The 566-nt window shown below is 51.6% G+C and carries 1 protein-coding gene; it reads left to right on the forward strand.

Features of this window, described 5'->3' with window-relative positions; all coding sequences use genetic code 11:
* Positions 1–566: IS110 family transposase (locus H7U37_RS15180; protein WP_204876995.1), on the forward strand; the 566-nt coding region annotated here is incomplete at both ends.

The raw sequence follows: 566 nt of genomic DNA on the forward strand, positions 1-566 counted from the left end.
TACGAAATGCTGGAACCTTGTTTTGATGGGCAGATCAACATTCTGGTAGTGAATGCCCGCCACATGAAGAATGTGCCTGGGCGCAAAACGGATATGCGAGACGCGCAATGGATCGCCACATTACTCCGTGCCGGATTACTAAAGGGAAGTTTTATCCCAGATAAGACCTTCCGGGAACTGCGGCATCTGACCCGGTATCGTAAGAGCATCGTTCGCGACATTACCGCCCAAAAGAATCGCATCGATAAATTTCTGCAAAGCTCCGGTTTCCGCTTCACAGCGTTTCTGTCGGACGCATTTGGCGCTTCCGGGCGAAACATCATCCGTCATCTCATGGAATACGGAAATATTTCGCGGGAAGCTCTGGACCGGTGCCTGAAAACGCAGACCCGGAAACGTATCGACGAAATACTGATTGCCTTGAACGGTTCGCTCTCGGAGCACCAGCGCGGCTTTCTTCGCATGATATTTGGGCACTTGGAAGCGCTTGAACAGCACCGCCATACTGTGGAGGACGCTATTACGAAAGAGATCACAAAGCACGAAGAGGCATTGAGCCTCCTGTG

The organism is Pseudoflavonifractor phocaeensis (genome assembly GCF_016901735.1).
In the GTDB taxonomy this organism is placed as follows: domain Bacteria; phylum Bacillota; class Clostridia; order Oscillospirales; family Oscillospiraceae; genus Pseudoflavonifractor_A.